This window comes from Acinetobacter sp. YH16040_T (genome assembly GCF_024605785.1).
Taxonomy (GTDB): Bacteria; Pseudomonadota; Gammaproteobacteria; order Pseudomonadales; family Moraxellaceae; genus Acinetobacter; species Acinetobacter amyesii.
In genome coordinates, this window is sequence record NZ_CP094541.1 from 1,909,737 (window position 1) to 1,930,614 (window position 20,878).

Below are 20,878 nucleotides of genomic sequence, written 5' to 3' on the forward strand. Positions count from 1 at the left end.
AAACACTATAAGGATAAAAATATCAGGAAATTCCATGGATTCGGGATTATTTGCATTTTTTCTACCCATTGCTTTAGCCATTATGATGATGGGTTTGGGACTTGAACTTTCAGTCAAAGACTTTTTACGCGTTGGACGCTATCCAAAAGTTATTTTCATCGCTTTATTTACTCAGCTTATTCTACTGACCAGCATTGCGTTTTTCCTGTGTAAGTTGCTTGAGTTACCCCCTTTACTCGCGGTCGGGCTCATGTTGCTTGCGGCTTCACCCGGTGGCCCCACAGCAAACCTTTATAGCTACCTATATAAAGGTGATGTTGCATTAAATATTAGCTTAACGGCCATTAACTCAGTTGTTTCGTGCTTTACATTGCCTTTTATTGTCAACCTTTCCATTTTGCATTTTGTTGGTGAAAGTACCAGTATTGGCATGCCTATCGATAAGATCACCCATGTATTTCTGATTATTTTGATACCGGTATGTTTCGGTATGTTTATTCGTAACTCCTTTCCGACCATTGCATATCACATCAACAAACCGATGCGAATGTTATCTATTTTTTTATTAATTCTTATCTTTACACTCGCAGTTTTGCGCGAACAATCCAACATTATTACGTATTTTGCCAGCGTCGGCATTGCAACCTGTTTACTCTGTTTCAGTGGACTATTTTTGGGTTACTTAATTCCATTCCTCTCGGGTGTGCCTGAAAAACAGGCTCGTGCGTGTACCTTTGAGATTGGTATTCATAACACCAGTATCGCCCTAACCATCGCACTGAGTGTGCTTGAAAACACCACAGTGGCGATACCTGCCGGTGTTTATTCTATTTTTATGTATTTATTGGCGACCTTATTTGGTTTTATTTTGACGCGCCGTGGCAGTCACTTGATTCAACAAGTGAAAACCTAAACTATTTTTTCTAACGCAATCACCATAAGGACTTTGGTGAAAAACCATTAAATATGCTCAAGGAGAATAAATAAGATGGATTCTGGAATTATTACGGTTCTTTTGCCATTAGCACTGGCCTTTATTATGATCGGGCTTGGGTTAGAACTTACCCCCAAAGATTTCGCACGTGTCACCAAGCACCCTAAAGCCGTGTTGATCGCATTATTTTGCCAGCTCGTGTTGCTTGTTGGTATCGCCTTTCTACTATGTAAACTGCTAGCATTACCACCACTGCTTGCTGTCGGATTGATGCTACTCGCAGCCTCACCCGGTGGTAGCACAGCTAACTTATTTAGCTATCTATTTAAAGGTGACTTGGCTTTAAATATTACCCTGACCGCCATCAACTCAGTCATTGCAGCATTAACCCTTCCATTGATCGTGAATTTTTCGATCATGCACTTCATGCAAGAAGGGCAACAAATCAGTCTGCAGTTTGGAAAAATCCTCCAAGTTTTCGGCATCATTATCATCCCCGTCTGTATAGGCATGCTGCTTCGTCACTATGCACCTAAACTGACTGAGAAACTGCATAAACCACTCCGCATCTTTGCTGTGGTCTTTCTCATCTTAATTATTATCGGTGCTATTTACTCTGAACGACATAATATTGCGGCTTATCTAACCCAAGTTGGCTTAGCTACGGTTCTATTCTGTATTTTCAGCTTATGTATCGGTTATTTTGTTCCAAGACTGTTCGGCATCAATAGTGCTCAGGCACGTGCTTGTGCATTTGAAATCGGTATTCATAACAGTACGTTAGCCATGACCATCGCCTTAACGGTGATGGCAAGCTCTGCTGTAGCAATGCCTGCGGCGGTATATTCAATCTTTATGTACATCTTTGCCGCTGTATTTGGCTTCCTAATTACGCGTTTTGCACCAATCTCGACAACTACAACCGAAACAATTAAAAGTTAAGTCATTGAAAAATTAAAAGGATGCTACGTGCATCCTTTTATTTTTTGTCAATTTTGATAATCGCTAGCTGCAAGTTGCCGAGTTCCGTTACAATAGCTTTTTATAAAACTCATTTAGGTTATGTCCGTGAAGTGGTTACAAATTCATATTACTGTTGAAAAAGCTCAAGTTGATTACACTGAAACGCTGCTCAGTTCTTTAGGTGCAGTCAGTGTCACGCTAGATGATGCAGAAAATCAGGATTTACTTGAACCACTTCCAGGTGAAACACCACTTTGGAATAAAGTGATCGTTACTGGTATCTATGCACAAGAAGATGATGAAGAAATTGATGTTGCTGCATTAAAAACATTTATTAAAGCTCAACTTCCTGAAGCACTAATGCGTAGCGAATTCATTGAAGACCAAGAATGGGAACGCACATGGATGGATGCTTACGAGCCTATTAAAATTGGTGAAAAATACTGGATCGTACCAGAATGGATGGAAGCGCCAGAAGCAGACGCCGTAAACATCAAACTAGACCCAGGTCTGGCATTTGGTACTGGTAACCATGCATCAACATTCTTATGCCTACAATGGTTAGGTAAAGTTGATCTTAAGGATAAAATCGTAATCGACTATGGTTGTGGTTCTGGTATTTTAGGTGTTGCCGCTTTACTTTTGGGTGCCAAAAAAGTTTATGCCACTGATATTGACCCACAAGCCGTTTTAGCAACACAACAAAATGCCGAATTGAATGGTGTACTGGAAAATCTGTATGTAGGCCTACCTGAAGAGTTCAACCAAGAGCTCGCTGGACAAAAAGCCGATGTATTTGTTGCCAATATTCTTGCAGGCCCTCTAATGGCCTTGGCTGCAGAATTCTCAACTTTAATTAAATCTGAGGGAGAGTTCGCACTTGCAGGTGTGATTGAAGAGCAAGTTTCTGATGTTTCTAGTGTTTATTCTGAATTTTTTGATATATTAGACGTAGAAAAACGTGACGAAACATGGTGCCGAATTTCGGGTAAACGCCAACAGTATTAAAATTTAAAATGTGTACTTATGAGCGACAAATTAACTAACTGCCCTACTTGTTTTACAACATATAAAGTAACTGTTCCGCAGCTTACTGTCGCTCAGGGCATGGTTTGTTGCCCAAAGTGCTCTACATCTTTTAATGCACTGTCTCATTTGGTGGTAGATAAAGCGTTGTCTTTTTCTACCCCTGAGCAAGAAAATGCACCGCAAAAAAACTCCAATACTATTATTAATGTCAGCGAATTTAATAATACGCTTACACCAGTGACTGTTGAAGAAACACCAACCCACCATTTATTAAAACTATTTGATCAAAAAGTCGAAAACTCTAATATCGATCTAAAAACTTATTTAAATAACTTAAATTATTTCAGTACCGAGCCTATCGGCAACCTTCCTGCAGTAAATTGGGCAGAACAGGCTGAAAAGGATAAAAAACGTACACCACTCAACTATTTTATGTGGTTCTGTATTAATGCCTTCTTATTTGGTGCACTTATATTCCAGTTTTTCTGGTTCAATCCACAATATTTAAAAAATAGTCCAGTGATGGGTGCTGCATTTACTGCGGTCTGTGATGTATTCAATTGTTCACGTCTAGAGGAACATTACAGTTTAATTAGTACCAAAAAAGTCAAAATTCGTAGCATTGGAAATAATGAAACACGTTTTACAGGTGAAATGATCAATTTTCATGACCGTAGCCTTGCCTTACCCAATATGAAAATTTCACTAAAAGAAAATGGTACTGAAATAGCAAACTATACGCTTTTACCTGAAGAGTATTTGGACAAAAGTCTGCATGGCATCCAACGGATCCCAAAAAGTAGTCCTTTTAAATTCCAATTTAACTTGCCTATTGCACGCAAAAGCTTCGATAATTATTCAATTGAGTTGATTCGCCCCTAATATTGGAAAAAACTATTAAAAAACTAAAAAAAACATAAAAAAAATGCAGTTTTCTTGCTCACTTTTTCCTAGACAATGGTATGATACGCGCCACGAAAGCTTTGTGCTGCAAACTCCTCGCTAATTTTTCACAACAAATACAATCCCAACCGTGCGCTTTAATATTTATTGCGTATTGAGTAGATTTTTTGTTTGTTTTTTAGGCTGTAACAATTATTAATCTATTGTTACGCTTATTTTTCGAACAATTTTGCGAGTTGTGTCAAGCTACAAGTAATGTACAAGTTTTAGAACTCCGCATTAGGAACTAAAACGGAGTTCATTCAAGTTTATAGACCACTTTTAACAAATCACTTTACCCAAGTGATATTTGATTTTTCGGATTAATTCGCATGAATAGCAAATCTCCTATTTTTACTGCACAATCTGATGTCGCTCTTCGTATTCACGTAGATCGCGCAGTTCGCCATTACTTTGCACAATTGCAAGGCGAGCAACCATCTCAGGTATACGATATGGTGCTGGCGGAAATGGAGAAGCCTCTTCTATCTGTAGTTCTTGAATATACGCGTGGTAATCAAACCCGCGCTGCTGAGATTCTCGGCTTAAACCGTGGTACTTTACGTAAAAAGTTGAAAGCTCACGGTTTAATGAGTGAATAAATGATAAAATGCTTGCGGCTTCCGCAGGCATTTTTTTTAACCTGCATTTTGCTAATTTTGTTTTAATCTGTTCCTTGAAAACTGTGACGAAGATCATGACTATTAAACGCGCTTTAATCTCTGTGTCTGACAAGACTGGAATTGTTGAATTTGCACAAGAACTTGCTGCTCTAGGGGTAGAAATTTTATCTACTGGCGGAACATACAAATTGTTGAAAGACAATAATGTTGCCGTAGTTGAAGTTTCAGAGCACACAGGTTTCCCAGAGATGATGGACGGCCGTGTAAAAACGCTACATCCGAAAATTCATGGTGGTATCTTAGCTCGTCGCGGTCTAGACGAAGCTGTGATGGCTGAACACAACATCGATGCAATCGATCTTGTAGTTGTTAACCTTTATCCGTTTGCTGCAACTGTTGCAAAACCAAACTGCTCACTTGCTGATGCGATTGAAAACATCGACATCGGTGGTCCGACTATGGTTCGTGCTGCTGCGAAAAACCATGCATCGGTTGGTATCGTGGTAAATGCATCTGACTATGGAACTGTTGTTGAAGAGTTAAAAGCTGAAGGTTCACTTTCACATGCAACTCGTTTTGACCTTGCGGTTAAAGCATTTGAACATACTGCACAGTATGACGGCATGATTGCATCTTACTTAGGCGCTCGCGTAGGTAAGGAAGATGGTCAAGCAGATAAATTTGCGCGTACTTTCAATACTCAATTGAACAAAGTTCAAGACTTACGTTACGGTGAAAACCCGCATCAATCTGCTGCTTTCTATGTAGAAGACACAGCAACTGAAGCATCTGTTTCTACTGCGAAACAACTTCAAGGTAAAGAATTATCTTATAACAACATCGCAGACACTGACGCAGCACTTGAATGTGTAAAATCATTTGCTAAGCCTGCTTGTGTAATCGTTAAACACGCAAACCCATGTGGTGTAGCAGTATCTCTAGACGGCATCCAAGCGGCTTATGACCTTGCTTATGCAACTGACCCTGAATCTGCATTCGGCGGCATCATTGCATTTAACCGTGAATTAGATGTTGCAACTGCGCAAGCCATTGTTGACCGTCAATTTGTTGAAGTGATCATTGCTCCAAGCGTTGCTGAAGGCGTGCTTGAAGTGACTGGCGCGAAGAAAAACGTACGTGTACTCGTATGCGGCGAGCTTCCTGCAATTACAGAACGTAAAGCGCAACTTGACTACAAACGTGTAAACGGCGGCTTACTGGTTCAAGACCAAGACTTAGGCATGATCACGAAAGATGACCTTAAAGTTGTGACTAAACGTGCACCAACTGAAGCAGAAATTGATGATTTAATCTTTGCTTGGAAAGTTGCGAAATACGTTAAATCTAACGCGATTGTTTATGCGAAAGGCCGTCAAACGATTGGTATCGGCGCAGGTCAAATGAGCCGCGTTAACTCTGCACGTATTGCAGCAATTAAAGCTGAACATGCTGGTTTAGTGGTTGAAGGCGCTGTAATGGCATCTGACGCATTCTTCCCATTCCGTGATGGTATTGATAATGCTGCGAAAGCAGGTATCAAATGCATTATCCAACCGGGTGGTTCTATGCGTGATGAAGAAACAATTGCTGCTGCTGATGAAGCTGGCATTGCAATGGTCTTCACTGGCATGCGTCATTTCCGTCACTAAGTTGGCGGCTTGATCATGGCAATTAAGCACAGTCTTTTGCTTAATACACTAGATTTCTAATCTTGCATAAAGTCCTCTCCTGCTTTCAGGTTGAGGACTTTATGTCATTTTCGATTCATGGAGTATGAACCGATGAATATTTTAGTTTTGGGTAATGGCGGTCGTGAACATGCGCTTGCATGGAAAATCGCACAAGATGACAAAGTCGCAAAAGTATTTGTTGCACCGGGTAATGCGGGTTCTGCAACTGAAAATAAATGCGAAAATGTTGCGCTTAACATTTTAGACAACGCAGCGATTATCGACTTTGCTAAAAACAATGCAGTTGATTTAATCGTGGTTGGTCCTGAAGCACCGCTTGTAAATGGCGTTGTGGATGCTTGCCGTGAAGCAGGTGTAAAAATTTGGGGTCCAACTCAATTTGCTGCACAGCTTGAAGGCTCTAAAGCATTTGCAAAGCACTTCTTAAAACGCCACAACATTCCAACTGCTTTCTATGATGTATTTACAGAAGTAGATGCGGCTAAAGCATTTGTTGAAAAAAATGGTGCGCCAATTGTAATCAAGGCTGATGGTCTTGCTGCAGGTAAAGGCGTAATCGTTGCAATGACGAATCAAGAAGCATTTGATGCGATTGATGACATGCTTGCAGGCAACAAATTTGGTGATGCTGGCTCACGTGTAGTAATCGAAGAATTTCTTGCAGGTGAAGAAGCTTCTTTCATTTGTATGATTGATGGCGACAACATTTTGCCAATGGCAACGTCTCAAGATCACAAGCGTATCTTTGAAGGCGACCAAGGCCCGAACACGGGCGGTATGGGTGCTTACTCTCCTGCTCCTGTTGTGACTGCTGACGTATTTGAAAAAACCATGAATGAAGTGATGCGTCCTACCGTTGAAGGTATGAAAAAAGACGGTCACGTGTACACAGGTTTCTTATATGCAGGCTTAATGATTGATGAACAAGGTCAACCTAAAGTGATCGAGTTCAACTGCCGTTTTGGTGACCCTGAAACTCAGCCAATTATGATGCGTTTAAAATCATCTTTAGTTGACCTTGTTGAAGCTGGTATTGCAGGTAACTTACCAAAAGAAGCAGATTGGGATGAGCGTAAGACTGTAGGTATCGTACTTGCATCTAAGGGCTACCCTGAAACATCTAGCAATGGTGATGTAATTTCAGGTTTAGACACTGAAATGGCTGATGCTAAAGTTTTCCATGCAGGCACTAAAGCACTTGAGAATGGTGATATTGTGACTGCTGGTGGTCGTGTTCTTTGTGTGACTGCGCTAGGTGATACGATTGGTGAAGCGCAAGCGAAAGCTTTAGAACTTTGCCAAAAAGTGACTTTTGATGGTGTTCAATACCGTAAAGATATTGGTTACCGTGCGATTGCACGTGAAAATGCTTAATCATTCATTTGATTAAATAAAAACCCCGCTAAGTGCGGGGTTTTTTATAAATAAATAGCTCAAATAACGGCTTTTATCATCTATATCCATGATTAAAAATACACGTTTATAGAGGTTCTTTAAGATAGTTTTTAAGTCTATTTTGTACTAATTTTTCAGTTAAATTATCTTTGTAGCTAAAATAGATAATATCCACTCCATTTGCTTTACTGAGTTGAAGCTTTTCCTTATCCCTTTGCTTTGTTCTTTTTAAACCTTCTTCTCCACCAAATAAGTTGACAGCAAGATAGTGTTGTTGCCCTTGGTACTCAATCGCTAAATTTAGCTCAGGGATATAGACATCAAACCTTTGTCTATTCAACCAACTTGGTGATGCTTCTCTTTGAACCGTGTATTGAGGAAATAGCAGATTGATATAGTTAAATAATAAGGTTTCATTAACCCACCTTTCACCTATACGTGCAACACCTTTTAACTCTCTAATATGGTTTTCCGCATCCCTTTCACTGATACCTTCCTGAAATGCGTATTTAGCAATGTAAGCGCCATATTTAGCTTTAAAAGCCGAGCCATACATTTTGTGGCAATAGATTAAATCTGAATTGGTATTGGTGCAGATATGGCAAATCGAAACTTTAACAGATTTATGTTCTAACGCATTTTTAAGGTGAGTGTGGCGTACAGCCAACCCAATCTGATTTTGGGCAAGAGCATCCTTAAAACATGAGCAAAAGAAACTTTCTCCTGTCATTTTGTTATAGAAAGTCTGCCGCCACTCATAAAAGCCTAATTTTGATGGTAATAAACTTTTTGGTGGTGTCATTCGTGAATAAAGCTTAGTTAATAATGCTTGTGGAAATTCAACGGAAAGAAGCTGTATTGATGTTTTGTTTTTGGTTTTCATTTTTGTATTTTTAATATTGTACTTCCTAGTTATTCCTCCTCCATAAAGGAAATCACACAATATAATAAATGAAGGTAGTTTAACTTCCGTAACATCCAGATCTATGTCCTTATCACTGATTAGCTCAAATTGAAGATAAGGGATTATCATTTTCCCTTTATCTATATACTCTTTCAGTGATAAGTGATCATCATAGTATCCAAATGTGTAATTCTGCTTTATTTCAGTTATTGAGATTGAATCCGGAGTACTAAAAAAGTGAATAAGAGCTTCATATAAATCTTCAAAAACTGTTGTTTTTTCCCGCCCAAGATTTTCTTGGCATAATACGAGAAATTCATCCTCTGAAAATTTGTATTGCAACTCCATATTTACTCCTTATCAACTAAATATATGTAAAAGCCTATTAAGATTAGTTCATCAAATCAAATGACATCTCCCCCAAATACTATTCACTTATATCAATTCCATCATCATGTACACTATAAATTATTTACATTAGTCTCAGTAAGAAAACACCCATACAAATTAATATTTAATATGCATATTTTTATCCAAACCCCTCGCCTTATCCTCTGCCAATGGCAAGACTCCGATACTGCTCCATTCATCCAAATGTGTGCAGACGACGACGTCATGCGCTATTTCCCTAACAAACTTGATGCGTCCGAAGCCACTGCATTTATGCAACGCCTACGCGATGCAATAGAAACACGTGGTTGGGGTTTATATGCCGTCGAGCTTAAAGCCACAGGCGAATTTATTGGCTTTATCGGCTTACACGTACACCCACCTGAGTTTGAAATAGCCGATGCACCTGAAATCGGCTGGCGACTACTACCGCAATATTGGCATCAAGGTTATGCCACCGAAGGTGCAAAAGCTGTACTTAAACATGCTTTTCGAAACTTAAGATTAGATAAAGTTATTTCCTTTACAGCAAGCTTAAACACACCATCAGAACATGTCATGCAACGCATTGGTATGCAAAAAGTCCGTGAATTTAATCATCCACTTGTACCACTAGAGCATCCTTTAAATAAACATATCCTGTATGAAATACAGCGTAGTGATTACTTGCACATCCCCTTTTGCTAATTGAATAATTATTCACGGCAAAACTAAAGTACATTAACTCTGCCAAACAGTGGCTATAGAAGATGTTAAAAACCTTAATTTTAGTTACTACAGGATTTCCTATAAGACAGCAAAATCATTCATGTAATCATATAAGAAACCTCGCTAAGTGCGGGGTTTAAGCAATAAAAATATCAATTGCTATAACTTAGAAATAAAAAAATCATAAGGTGTAAAGCTGAAGCAACTGCAAACCTGTCTAAGCATACTTAATCAAAATGGCATACATAATCAACAACATCGGTACATTGCACTTTGAAAATAGAATCTTGTGGAACAATAAAGCTTTCGCCAGACGTATATTGAACAAACTCGCCCTGCTCTCCAATTTGCACAACACACTGCCCCGATGTGATTTCAACACGTTCTTTCACATGCGCCTCAAACGTCATGGGTTGCTCTGATGGCAAAAATACACCGATGGTTTTTTGACTACCATCTTCCATTTTTAATACATGGTTCACAGATCTACCGCCATAATGAACCGTAGGCTTTTTTACAACTGAGACGAAATCAAACTGATTTGACATAGCGTGCCTCACATAGCAATTTATTATGATCAATTATTAAGCAGCTTATATTAAACAATATTGCGGATTCAATCTTCCTCAGATTTAGATCTAAAATTTTGAAAAACCATGAATCAGAGTTGAACTTCAAATATACCAATAAATATTTCAACTCAGCTTAGATTGAAACTCTCCGTTATTTTCACATATGAATGTTACCAATTTTGTGTATGACAGGACTTATTTCATTTTTATCATTTTTTCAGCAATACATTTTAAAATTTGTTATATAGACCTAAACATATACAAATGACGTACTTAAATAGTTTAATTATAAATAATATATTGTTTTTACTTATTAAATTATTTAATTAAACATATTCCATTTACATTTTTGGTGCTAAGCATAACTTTTTAAATCACTATATTGAATAATAAAAAATTGATATGATGCCTAGCGAAATATAGAGATTTGCTTTATTAAATCTTTTGTTTACAGCAGCTTGCAATGGCTATCTTTTCCCATTTGGAAATAGACTCAGATCTAATTGTATAAGTCTGTGTAGCATTTTAAATTATTAAGCATCTATCAGCCTGTCTGATAAAAGACTTAAGTAAATCTCTCCATAATATGATTTGTGAATTTATTAATTTTATAAATTTACTCGGGTGAATATATGAAAAAGCTCCTAGGATTAGTTCTCGGTTTATCTGTTGGCCTTTCAGGCTGTGGTAAACAAGAAGCTCCTGCAACTGACGCAGCACAACAAAAAGACACTGCAGAAGTGCAAACCGTCACTATGGCTTCGACTGGTTCGGATGCTGATATTTGGCGCTACATTGCTTCGCTTCCTGAAACCAAAGAAGCTGGCATTAAACTTGAAGTGAAAAACTTCACTGACTATGTGTCTATGAACACTGCTGTAGCGAATAAAGAAATTGATGTTAACGCATTCCAATCATATGCCTATATGGTTGCGTTCAATGACAACAATAAAGATAAAATTGCACCGCTTTCGACAACTTATTTAGAACCCATGGGTATCTATTCAAGCAAAGTTAAAAAACTTGAAGAGTTTAAAACAGGTGCAACCATTGCGATTCCAAATGATGGCGCAAACGAATCACGTGCATTGTTACTACTTCAATCTGCTGGCTTAATCAAACTTAAAGCAGATTTTGACGATGTAAAAGGCACACCTGCTGACGTAACTGAAAATGCGAAGAAAATCGTAATTAAACCAATTCAAATGGCGACTGCGGTTCGTGTTAAAGACGAAGTTGATGCGATTGTTTTGGGTAATACCCTTGCAATGGAAGGTGGTTTAAACGTACTGAAAGATGCGGTTTACTATGAGCCAATCGATCAAAGTACAAAAATGAACGTGAACATTCTTGCTGTTGCTGCTGACCGTCAAAATGACCCAGTACTACAAAAAGTAGGCGCGCTTTATCACACTCCAGCTGTTAAAGCTTACATCGATGAACATTTTGGTGGTACTAAAATTGATGTAAACAAACCAACTAGCTACCTCACTGAAGCAAAATAGTAATATAATTTCTTCAAATAAACAGGCAAAGTTTACTTTGCCTGTTTTTTCATTTCTGAACCCTTTTTTGACGCTATGATCCAATTTAAAAATATCTCCAAGCATTTTGAGCTAAAAGGCCAAACCGTTACAGCACTGGATCAGATTAATCTGGACATTCCAGATGGCTGTATTTTCGGTTTAATTGGCTACAGTGGTGCAGGCAAAAGTACCTTAATCCGTTTAATTAATTTGCTAGAACGTCCGAGTGAAGGGCAAATTATTATTCATGATAAAGACTTTACTGCTTTAAATTCGGCAGAGCTGCGTCAAGAAAGAACCAATATTGGCATGATCTTCCAGCACTTCAATTTACTGCAAACCAAAACAGTTGCAGAAAATATTGAAATGCCGCTTAAACTTTTAGGTGTGTCTAAAGCTGAACGCCAAAAACGTTTAGAAGAGTTGCTCGAATTTATTGACCTAAAACATAAGAAAAATGCCTATCCAGATGAGCTCTCTGGTGGTCAAAAACAACGTGTCGGGATTGCCCGTGCGCTTGCCAATCATCCTAAAATTTTACTGTGTGATGAAGCAACATCTGCTCTCGATCCGCAAACCACTAACTCGGTATTGGCGTTATTAAAGAAAATCAATCAAGAACAAGGCATTACTATTGTCATGGTCACCCATGAAATGGATGTGATTGAATCTGTTTGTGATTATGTTGCGGTGATGGAACAAGGGAAAATCATCGAACACGGCTCAACCTTAGAGATTTTTAGTCAGCCAAAACACAATACAACCAAAAACTTTATTCAAACTGTATTGCAGCAACAGCTTCCTGTTAATATTTTAAATAATCTAGAAAATCAAAACCATAACAGTATTTATTGTTTAAAATTTCTGGGCAGTTCGGCACAGGAAACCGTCATTCAAGCGGTAATTAAACAGTTTGATATTAGCCTGAATATTTTGTTTGCCAATATGACTGAAATTAATGGTGCGGTAATTGGTCAAATGTTCGTTCAGCTATTAGGTGATGCAGCATTGATTCAACAATCAGTGGCGTTCTTAGAACACCATGGGGTTGAAGTCACTCAAGCAGGAGTTCAGCAATGAGAGATTTAATTGTTCAATGGCTGACTCAAATTACAGCACCCTTTTGGAAAAGTTCTTTGTCTATGGATCAGTTCGTCACTGCCCTACAAGAAACTTTTCACATGGTGTTCTTCGCCATGCTCTTCGGCTGTATTTGGGGTTTTATCCAGGCCGTGATTTTATATGTCTCACGTCCACAAGGCATTTTGCCTAATCGTGTCATCTACCATGGTTTGAACCCGATTGTGAATGCGCTGCGTTCATTGCCATTTATTATCCTCTTGATTGCGGTCATCCCTTTGACCAAAGTCATTGTGGGTACTTCAATTGGTACTTGGGCTGCAATTGTTCCCCTCACAATCTATGTTGGTCCTTACATTGGTCGTCTGATTGAAACTTCGTTGCTTGAAGTGAATGACGGCATCATTGAGTCTGCTCAAGCGATGGGTGCATCTCCGCTGCAAATCATTACTAAATTTGTCCTACCAGAGTCTCGTAGCTCTTTAATTTTAAACTTAACGACTGCAACCATTAGCTTAATTGGTGCAACAGCCATGGCGGGTGCAGTAGGTGCAGGCGGTATCGGTGATCTTGCCATTTCTTATGGTTATCAACGTTTTGATAGTAGCGTGGTCATCATGACCGTGATTGTCTTGTTGATTTTGGTGCAAATTGTTCAAAGTCTGGGAGACTGGTTATCAAAACTGCGCTAAGCCTGCATAATTCATATATTTAAGCTCTCTTCGGAGGGCTTTTTAATGTTTAAGATTTGGTTTTTTTTAAGCTAAAATTAAACCAAAATTTTTTTTAGTTTTAAATTATTTTGACGGCAAATTAGCAACACCATAAAATTTAAAATATAACCTTCAATATTACGTTTACAAAAACTTGATTGAGTACAAAATATCAAAAGAACAGGATTTTATATTCCCCATGCAAACAATACTGCTAACACAAATTTTACGCTTAACTTTTTTCACAACGTGGATATTCATCACTTCAGCAGTATCTGCATCCATTGCTGATTATGACTATGTCACTAGTATTAAGGTAAATGATGTTGACTTAGCCTGACCCTTGCCTGCATCAAAAGCAAATGCATTAATCAGCAAAAATCCAGTAAAGCTTAAATATGAATATTCAGAATGTGCCGGCAATACTGAATTTCATGTCACATCAAAAGGTAAATTTCTAAAATTTGAAATTTATGCTGAGGACAATTCTCAAGTTAAAAATGATTCATTCTATAAAAATAAAAGCAGCTTCGCCCAACTTGGACAAACCAAAGGGAATGTTTGGATGGAATGGGATAAATCCACTCAAATACGCGTTAAAATTCAAATTGGGTCAAAACATCTGATAAGCCAAAATGACTATCAACAATTTGTAAAAGACTTTACCAAAAGTGCAAAATTGGCCAATCCAAATGAAGTGGCTTATGTGATTTTACTCTCACCACTCATGCAAAATCCGTACTGAAAGAGCCGCATAACTATGATTTACCCTATATTGGCAATCTAGCCTTCAACTTTAAAAATAGCAAATTAATAGCTTTTTCAGTTAATCAAGGTATTGCTTGCTAAATGGTGTTTGTCATACAGCGTTTATTGATTAAACAGTGAGTTTATAAATCTGCATAAAGCCATGCAATAAACGCAAGTTTGATCTCAGAGCATGCTAAAATCAGCAGCTGTTTTCGCAGGGACTCATCTATGCACTTTGTACATCTTGGTATTTTTACAGAATTTTCCATTACTGAATCTATTGTACGTATACCTGATCTTGTAAAAGCTGCAGCTGCAGATGAAATGCCCGCTCTGGCCATTACTGACCTTTCAAATCTACATGCTGCTGTAAAATTCTATAAAAAGTGCTTAGATAAAGGCATTAAACCCATATTTGGTTCAACCATTCGTTTGAATGATGCTGAACACAAAGCTACTCTTCTAGCGATGACCAATAAAGGTTGGCGCAGTCTAACAGAGTTGGTTTCTGAAGGTTATATTTCAGGTCAACAGCTTGATATTCCTTGCGTAAAAAAAGATTGGATTTTAAATCAACACCAAGATTTGATTGTTTTACTGGGTATGCAAAGTGATGTCGGCAAAATGCTTTGCTCTTCTAACCCGCAAAAAGCTGAACCCCTGTTAGCTGAATGGGTCGAAAAATTTGGCAATCGTGTTTATCTAGCGATTACACGAACTGAGCGCTCGGGTGAAGAAGACTTTATTCACGAAGCAGTAAAACTTGCGAAGAAATTTAACATTGGTGTGGTTGCTCATAACGATGTGCATTTTATACGTAAAGAAGATTTCGAGGCACATGAAGCACGCGTTTGTATTGCCGATGGCTATGTCCTCGGTGACAATCGTCGCCCTAAAAATTACAGTCCTGAACAGTATTTTAAAACTGCCGAGGAAATGACGGAGCTGTTTGCAGACATTCCAACGGCTATAGAAAATACCTATCACATTGCGCGACGCTGTAATGTGTCATTACGTTTAGGCTTCCACGACCTTCCCGATTATCCAATTCCTGAAGGTCATACAATTGACACCTATTTTGAACATTTATCAAAAGAAGGTTTAGAAGAACGTTTAGCGCATTTATATCCTGTCGAACAACGTGGTGACGACTGGCCAGAAATTCGTAAGCCTTATGATGAACGTTTGGCTTATGAAGTTGGGATCATCCTGACCATGCAATTCCCAGGTTACTTCCTGATTGTCATGGACTTTATTCAATGGTCTAAAGGTAATGGCGTCCCTGTTGGTCCAGGCCGTGGTTCGGGTGCAGGTTCCTTGGTTGCCTATAGTTTAAAAATTACCGACCTAGATCCACTGCGTTATGACCTACTGTTCGAACGTTTCTTAAACCCTGAACGTGTATCAATGCCCGACTTTGACGTCGATTTCTGTATTGCAGGTCGTGACCGTGTTATTGACTATGTTGCACGCACTTATGGTCGAGATGCGGTCTCTCAGATTGCAACTTTCGGTACCATGGCGGCAAAAGGTGCGATTCGTGACGTAGCCCGTGTCTTGGGTAAATCTTATGGTTTAGCTGACCGTATTTCTAAAATGATTCCGACCAAGCCTTTAGGTTTAAGTTTGGAAGAATCCATTGAGGCCGAACCACAGCTAAAAGACATTGTCACTAACCCATCTAACCCAGATAACGACGATGCAGCCGAAATTTGGGAAATGGCACTCAAACTTGAAGGCATTACCCGTAACACAGGTAAACATGCCGGTGGTGTGGTTATTGCACCAACTAAGTTAACTGACTATTCGGCTGTCCTATGTGATGCAGATGGAACTAACCGTGTCGCCCAATTCGATAAAGACGATGTGGAAGCTGCAGGTCTAGTTAAATTCGACTTCTTGGGCTTACGTAACTTAACGGTAATTGAAGATGCCATTAAGCACATTAATACCCGTCCAGATATCACTACACCTGTCGATATTTCCCTGATTCCTTTGGATGACAAACCTGCCTATGCTGTGTTCGCAGATGCGAATACCACAGCGGTCTTCCAGTTTGAATCCGTCGGCATGAAAAAAATGCTGAAAGAGGCACGTCCAAGTAAGTTCGAAGAAATTATTGCTTTCGTGTCTTTATACCGTCCAGGCCCGATGGATCTGATTCCTGACTTTATTTACCGTATGCATGGTGGCGAGTTTGAATACTTACATCCATTACTAGAAAGTGTCCTTGAACCGACATACGGTATTATGGTGTATCAGGAACAGGTAATGCAGGCAGCGCAGTTCTGTGCTGGCTATAGCTTGGGTGGCGCGGATTTACTTCGTCGTGCTATGGGTAAAAAGAAAGTCGAAGAAATGATTAAGCACCGTCAGATCTTTACTGAGGGTGCTGCAACCAAAGGTATTGATGCAGATACGGCCAACCATATCTTCGACTATATGGAAAAATTCGCAGGCTATGGTTTTAACAAATCCCATGCCGCTGCCTATGCCCTTGTTGCATATCAAACTGCTTGGTTAAAAGCACATTTCCCTGCTGAATTTATGTCAGCAGTGATGACCTCGGAAATGCAGAACACGGACAACGTGGTGTTCTTAATCGATGACTGTCGTATTAATGGTCTTGAAGTCTTACCACCTTCGGTCAATATGTCTTTATATAATTTCCATGCCAGCGATCCAAAAACCATCGTCTATGGTTTAGGTGCGATCAAGGGTGTCGGTGAAGCTGCCATGCAGTCTGTGATTGACTCACGTATCCAAGATGGCCCATATAAAGATCTGTTTGACTTCTGCCATCGTATTGACCTAAAAAAAATCAATAAGCGCACGCTTGAAGCATTGATTCGTGGTGGCGCACTGGATTGTTTAGGATTAGAACGCGCTGACTTGATGGCGCAATTGCCAGAAGCTGTACAAGCGGCTGACCAAGCCCGCACTAACCGCGAAACAGGGATGATGGATTTATTTGGTGAAGTTGAAGAAGTTCAGCGTAAACCTTCTAAACCTGTTAAACCGTGGTCAGATGAAGTTCGTCTTAAAGGTGAAAAAGATACTCTTGGGCTTTATCTAACAGGTCATCCGATCGATGTGTATCGATCAGAGTTAAAAGCCTTTATTTCACAGCGTATTAATGAACTTACGCCTACACGTCGCGGTGTCACTACAGTATTTGCAGGCCTAGTCGTCGATGTAGCCAACTTCCCGAACCGTATGATGGTGACACTCGATGATGGTACAGCACGTATTGAAGTGTCTGCGAATCACGAACGTTTTAACCGCTTCAAAGACGTGATTCAAAACGAAAAAGTGGTGGTCATTGAAGGTGAAATTTACGAACGTGAAGGTTTTGATCGGCCAATGGGTCGCTTAACTAAAGCCTTCAGTTTGAATGAAATCCGTCAAAAACGTGCCAATGCCATTCAAATTAAATTAACACCTGAACATTTTAGTAAAACGCTATCACGCGACATCCAAAATATTTTACTGCCTTTTTGCAATGTCGATATGTGTACGCATATACCTGTGCAGTTATATATTGACTATCCATATGCGACGGCCGACATTCATTTGGGCTTAAACTGGAAAGTTGCCCCACTAGATGAATTACTGTCTAAGCTGCGTGACTACTTCGGTAAAGAATCTTTGCATGTCGAATATCATGTCAAATCCAAAGCTGCCAAAGCGGTAAGTTATGAACAAGCCTCTATTCCTGCGCAGGTTCCGCCACCGCCAGATGGGATGAGCATGGATGATGCCATGGATTTATACCAAGCAGAAGCCAATCAATTTTCTTAAAGTTTAAACGCTGTTTGAACTGCTTTTTTAAATAAACATATTGGAAATATCATGAATCAAACTGACAATGCTGCGGTTTCAGCACATCTCTCCCATGTGCGTATTGTCATGGTGAATACAACATTACCCGCAAATATTGGTAGTGCATTACGTGCCATGAAAACCATGGGACTTTCAAAGCTGGTCTTAGTTGCACCGAAGACTTACCCGCATCCTGACATTAATGCTTTGGCTGCCGGTGCTGTCGATTTAATTGATCAAATTGAAATCGTTGAATCATTAGAAGAAGCCATTAAAGATTGTCATATTATCTTTGGTACTAGTGCGCGTAGTCGTACCATCCCATGGCCATTACTTGACGCTCGCCCTGCTGCCGAAATGTCTCTCAAAGCGGTCTGCGAACAACAGCAAGAAATTGCCGTGGTGTTTGGCCGTGAAGACCGTGGTTTGACCAATGAAGAATTGGCAATGGCCAACTACCATGTCACTATTCCAGTGAATACTGAATATGGCGTCTTAAACGTTGCCCAAGCGATTCAAGTCATTTGCTATGAAATGCGCATGGCCGCCCTTGCACATACTGAGTTAACTGCAAATCCTGATGCCAATATGCATGTTACCGATGACATCGATATGGAATGGGATGAACCTTTGGTGACCCATGAAATGATGGAACAGTTCTACCCGCATATTGAAAAAATGCTGGCAGAGATTGAATTTATGGATCCAAAAAATCCAAGATTATTACCTTTACGCTTGCGTCGCCTATTTGGACGTATACAATTAGATCGTATGGAATACCACTTATTACGTGGCATCTTTAGCCGAGTACAGGCTTTAAATAACGGAACATGGAAAAAATCTACAGACAATGAGGATCAATCTAATGCTTAAGCAGCTCAAAGAAGATATACAGGCTGTATTCGCGCGCGATCCTGCTGCACGAAATACGCTCGAAGTCTTAACGACTTATCCAGGAATTCATGCCTTAATCATGCATCGTATGGCACATGAACTTTGGAAAAAAGAGTGTAAAGGCTCAGCTCGTCTATTGTCTTCTTTTAGCCGCTTTGCCACAGGCATTGAGATTCATCCGGGTGCGAAAATCGGTCGTCGTTTCTTCATTGACCATGGTATGGGTGTGGTGATTGGTGAAACAGCTGAAATTGGTGATGATGTCACCCTTTACCATGGTGTGACCTTAGGGGGCACAACTTGGAATAAAGGCAAACGTCACCCCACCTTGGAAGATGGCGTAGTGGTTGGCGCTGGTGCAAAGATCTTAGGCCCATTTACGGTAGGTAAAAATGCCAAAGTCGGCTCAAATGCCGTGGTGACCAAAGAAGTTCCTGCGGATACTACCGCTGTAGGTAATCCAGCACGCTTTATCACGAAAGATAAGCCAAAAGATGAAGCTGAAAGCCGTCGTCGCGATTATGCAGAAAGTATTGGTTTCCAACCGTATGCTGCAACACAAGACCAAACTGACCCAATGTTAGAAGGTATGCGTGTGTTGTTAGATCGTATTCAGCACAATGAAAAACGTATGAATAATTTGTGTCAGCGTTTGTCTCTCCTTGACCCAACGTTCAAAAAGCAACAGCTTAATGAACAACCTTTTAGTCAGGAAGAACTTAAAATCATTGAAGATGTGCGCCGCGAATGCGAAGCTCAAAGTAATCAATCTAAAGCTTAACCAAAAGCAATCATAATAAGTTGCCTTTAACTTGCATGTTGTTCAGAGTTTTTTTAGACTGACCAACATGCTTTTTTGTATAAAATAAATTAATGGATGAATCATATGACGCTTAAGCCCTTGGCAGTTGCTTGTATTGCTTTAACCCTTGCCGCTTGTGGAAGCGCCCCAACTAAAAATAATGCTCCTAAAGATGCCATGATTTTTGTAGAGCCTGAACTGACTCCACCTTTCTACGCACTCAACCCATTTAACTACGATGCACCACCTCCTTTTGAATTAAATTTACAAAAAGCTGCAGCACAGCCTGTGACTAAGATGGTGGTAACTAGCCCAACCGACCCATCTAAGCAATTAACTCTTGAAGAAAACCGCCTGATTATCCCCACTGTTGACAGCAAAGAACGTTCGATGAAATTTGCTGCTTTAGCAGGTGACAATGAAATCGACATTACTGAAATTGATGATTTCTTACAGCTTGTTGAAGGTAAAGCACGTCACTATCCACCACGTTTTGTTCAACGCCAAGAACGCAAAGGGTTTGAGCTTAAACTTAAAGAAGTGACGCAAAAATTAGATACGCTTGCGTCTAAAGACAATGCTTCTTTTGATATTTTAGTTCGTGCATTTAAAGCCAGTGTGATGGCACGTAACCTCGACTTAGGTTCTGTGTACACAACTAAATCATTAACTTACGCACAACGTATTTTAAAAATCAACCAAGATGATGCTGAAGCAAACTTCTGGTTCGGTTTTGGTTTATCTGAAGGTGGTGGTCAACGTGAAGCGATTCCATACTTAGACAAAGCGATGAAAGCAGGTGTTCAAGAAGCCTATCTTTCTGCAGCAAATAACTATATTGCGATGGAACAAAAAAAGAACGCGATTCAGGTCTTAAAGAACTACAAAGTGAAATACCCACAAGAAGGCGAAGTCGCTGACCGCTTAATTCAAGAAATTGAAAAGCAAGGCCGTTGGAATGTTTGGCAAGTTTTAAATCCGCCTAAAGCTGCGTCTTAATTGTAACGATTTAGAAAATACTTTTGAAAAAAGACCGTTTTAACGGTCTTTTTTCATTTATGGCGAATTGAAAATCCTGACAATTATCGTATGATTTGAAAATATTTAACCCAATGTGCGACCCCTTTATGCAGCTAAATA

Annotated in this window: 18 protein-coding genes; 16 read left to right on the forward strand and 2 right to left on the reverse strand. The window is 39.5% G+C overall.

Annotation, left to right across the window (positions count from 1 at the left end; translation table 11 throughout):
• Window positions 1-34: 34 nt before the first annotated feature.
• From MST16_RS09325 to purD, 7 genes are all read left to right on the forward strand, one after another.
• Window positions 35-913 carry a bile acid:sodium symporter family protein gene (locus tag MST16_RS09325; protein ID WP_180003878.1) on the forward strand — a complete coding sequence of 293 codons (879 nt, stop codon included), beginning with the start codon at window positions 35-37 and terminating at the stop codon, window positions 911-913.
• A gap of 75 nt (window positions 914-988) precedes the next feature.
• Entirely contained in the window at window positions 989-1,876 is an 888-nt protein-coding gene (locus MST16_RS09330; protein ID WP_180003877.1) for a bile acid:sodium symporter family protein, read from the forward strand.
• A gap of 126 nt (window positions 1,877-2,002) precedes the next feature.
• Window positions 2,003-2,905 (forward strand): 50S ribosomal protein L11 methyltransferase, encoded by a 903-nt coding sequence (gene prmA / locus MST16_RS09335; protein ID WP_168377617.1) that lies wholly within the window; start codon window positions 2,003-2,005, stop codon window positions 2,903-2,905.
• 18 nt (window positions 2,906-2,923) lie between these two features.
• Window positions 2,924-3,808 carry a DUF3426 domain-containing protein gene (locus tag MST16_RS09340; protein ID WP_180010135.1) on the forward strand — a complete coding sequence of 295 codons (885 nt, stop codon included), beginning with the start codon at window positions 2,924-2,926 and terminating at the stop codon, window positions 3,806-3,808.
• 392 nt (window positions 3,809-4,200) lie between these two features.
• A complete protein-coding gene (gene fis / locus MST16_RS09345; protein ID WP_001086304.1) occupies window positions 4,201-4,470 on the forward strand; it encodes a DNA-binding transcriptional regulator Fis in 270 nt (89 codons plus the stop codon).
• Between the two features lie 95 nt (window positions 4,471-4,565).
• Window positions 4,566-6,140, forward strand: coding sequence for a bifunctional phosphoribosylaminoimidazolecarboxamide formyltransferase/IMP cyclohydrolase (gene purH, locus MST16_RS09350; RefSeq protein ID WP_180010136.1), 1,575 nt, complete (start codon window positions 4,566-4,568; stop codon window positions 6,138-6,140).
• A 132-nt stretch (window positions 6,141-6,272) separates the two neighbouring features.
• Window positions 6,273-7,556: a phosphoribosylamine--glycine ligase gene (gene purD, locus MST16_RS09355; RefSeq protein WP_180010137.1), complete on the forward strand. Its 1,284-nt coding sequence runs from the start codon at window positions 6,273-6,275 to the stop codon at window positions 7,554-7,556.
• A 106-nt stretch (window positions 7,557-7,662) separates the two neighbouring features.
• Here purD and MST16_RS09360 read toward each other — a convergent pair whose 3' ends face one another.
• Window positions 7,663-8,829 (reverse strand): hypothetical protein, encoded by a 1,167-nt coding sequence (locus MST16_RS09360; RefSeq protein ID WP_180010138.1) that lies wholly within the window; start codon window positions 8,827-8,829, stop codon window positions 7,663-7,665.
• A 171-nt stretch (window positions 8,830-9,000) separates the two neighbouring features.
• On the opposite strand from MST16_RS09360, the gene MST16_RS09365 reads away from it, so the two are divergent.
• Complete coding sequence (locus MST16_RS09365) at window positions 9,001-9,558, forward strand: GNAT family N-acetyltransferase (protein ID WP_180010139.1); 558 nt, start codon at window positions 9,001-9,003, stop codon at window positions 9,556-9,558.
• Between the two features lie 248 nt (window positions 9,559-9,806).
• On the opposite strand, the gene MST16_RS09370 is transcribed toward MST16_RS09365, so the two are convergent.
• Window positions 9,807-10,127 carry a pyrimidine/purine nucleoside phosphorylase gene (locus MST16_RS09370; RefSeq protein WP_180003865.1) on the reverse strand — a complete coding sequence of 107 codons (321 nt, stop codon included), beginning with the start codon at window positions 10,125-10,127 and terminating at the stop codon, window positions 9,807-9,809.
• Window positions 10,128-10,783: 656 nt separating this feature from the next.
• Here MST16_RS09370 and MST16_RS09375 point away from each other — a divergent pair.
• The 8 genes from MST16_RS09375 to MST16_RS09410 all read left to right on the forward strand — a co-directional run bounded on the left by MST16_RS09375 (window position 10,784) and on the right by MST16_RS09410 (window position 20,737).
• Window positions 10,784-11,656, forward strand: a complete 873-nt coding sequence (locus MST16_RS09375; protein WP_168377622.1) for a MetQ/NlpA family ABC transporter substrate-binding protein — start codon at window positions 10,784-10,786, stop codon at window positions 11,654-11,656.
• A 75-nt stretch (window positions 11,657-11,731) separates the two neighbouring features.
• Window positions 11,732-12,757 carry a methionine ABC transporter ATP-binding protein gene (locus MST16_RS09380; RefSeq protein WP_180003863.1) on the forward strand — a complete coding sequence of 342 codons (1,026 nt, stop codon included), beginning with the start codon at window positions 11,732-11,734 and terminating at the stop codon, window positions 12,755-12,757.
• Complete coding sequence (locus MST16_RS09385) at window positions 12,754-13,449, forward strand: methionine ABC transporter permease (protein ID WP_078188742.1); 696 nt, start codon at window positions 12,754-12,756, stop codon at window positions 13,447-13,449. Before MST16_RS09380 ends, MST16_RS09385 begins: the two co-directional genes overlap by 4 nt.
• Before the next feature lie 364 nt (window positions 13,450-13,813).
• Entirely contained in the window at window positions 13,814-14,215 is a 402-nt protein-coding gene (locus tag MST16_RS09390; protein WP_257222563.1) for a hypothetical protein, read from the forward strand.
• A gap of 233 nt (window positions 14,216-14,448) precedes the next feature.
• Window positions 14,449-18,021, forward strand: coding sequence for a DNA polymerase III subunit alpha (dnaE, locus tag MST16_RS09395; RefSeq protein WP_180003861.1), 3,573 nt, complete (start codon window positions 14,449-14,451; stop codon window positions 18,019-18,021).
• Window positions 18,022-18,072: 51 nt separating this feature from the next.
• Window positions 18,073-18,915 (forward strand): RNA methyltransferase, encoded by an 843-nt coding sequence (locus tag MST16_RS09400; protein ID WP_180003859.1) that lies wholly within the window; start codon window positions 18,073-18,075, stop codon window positions 18,913-18,915.
• On the forward strand, window positions 18,908-19,717 hold the full coding sequence (gene cysE / locus MST16_RS09405) for a serine O-acetyltransferase (protein WP_180003858.1): 810 nt from the start codon (window positions 18,908-18,910) through the stop codon (window positions 19,715-19,717). Before MST16_RS09400 ends, cysE begins: the two co-directional genes overlap by 8 nt.
• Before the next feature lie 105 nt (window positions 19,718-19,822).
• Complete coding sequence (locus MST16_RS09410) at window positions 19,823-20,737, forward strand: ABUW_2363 family tetratricopeptide repeat lipoprotein (protein ID WP_180003856.1); 915 nt, start codon at window positions 19,823-19,825, stop codon at window positions 20,735-20,737.
• Window positions 20,738-20,878: the final 141 nt, after the last annotated feature.